A 1,072-nucleotide genomic window follows, 5' to 3' on the forward strand; every position below is an offset into this window, starting at 1 on the left:
GGCGGATTCAACCGGTCGTCGCAACACCTTCGATTATATGTTGTTTGAGCAGTTGGTCGAGTGCCTCTGCTGGTGTTTTCCAACCGAGTGTTTTGCGTGGCCGTGTATTCAGGGCATGAGCAACCGCATTTAATGCATCGGTATCATGCTGGCTGAGATCCGTTCCCTTGGGGAAGTATTGGCGCAGCAGACCATTGGTGTTTTCGTTGCTGCCACGTTGCCAGGGGCTTTGTGGGTCGCAGAAATAGATATCAAGACCGGTATCAATCTGGAGCTGGGCGTGTTGTGCCATCTCCGCTCCCTGATCCCAGGTCAGGGATCTGCGCAGACTGGCAGGTAGCTCCATGATGGTCCCTGTAATCGCGTTACGAACGGCCTGAGCCCCATGACCAGCAAGGGCTGGACCATTCCTGATCACTCTGGTTTTTCCATGCCCTTTCATCCGCGGCAGATGCAGCAACATCGTAAAGCGCGTGGTGCGCTCGACCAAAGTTCCGATCGCTGAACTACCAAGGCCGAGAATGAGGTCGCCTTCCCAATGACCCGGCACAGCTCTGTCCGCAACCTCTGCCGGACGATCACTGATCATCAAAGCGTCTTCAACAAAAGATCTGCCTCGCTTACGCGCACGTTCCCGAGGAAGACGGAGTGCCCGCCCCGAGCGCAAGCAGGCGGAAAGTTCGCGTTTCAGAGCGCCACGCCCCTGAATGTAGAGTGCTTGATAAATCGCTTCGTGACTGATGCGCATGCTCTGATCCTCTGGGAAATCCACCTTCAGCCGTTGCGCGATCTGTTCCGGGCTCCATGCAAGGGACCAGCGTCGACTTTGACGATGAACTGCCCGTCGCTTTTTCCATATCACGACAGGCCCTTTCAGTGTGACACCATCCGGCGTGGCGATCAGGCCTGCCAGGCGATCGTGGACATAATCGTGCAAGGTAGAATTTTGTGCCAACTTACTCACCTTGGGACGTTGGGCCGCACGATCCGCATGCCATTGTGCGGTGGTGGCACGGTAATTGAAATCCCCGTTGCGGGTCGCGGAATTGCGCCTGATCTCACGAGATATCGT

1 protein-coding gene is annotated in these 1,072 nt (G+C 56.1%); it reads right to left on the reverse strand.

The annotated features are described in order from the left end of the window. Window positions 1–7: 7 nt before the first annotated feature. Window positions 8–1,072: IS30 family transposase (locus GOB86_RS15525; protein ID WP_165993555.1), on the reverse strand; the 1,065-nt coding region annotated here is incomplete at its 5' end.

It is taken from the genome of Acetobacter lambici, assembly GCF_011516885.1.
Taxonomy (GTDB): domain Bacteria; phylum Pseudomonadota; class Alphaproteobacteria; order Acetobacterales; family Acetobacteraceae; genus Acetobacter; species Acetobacter lambici.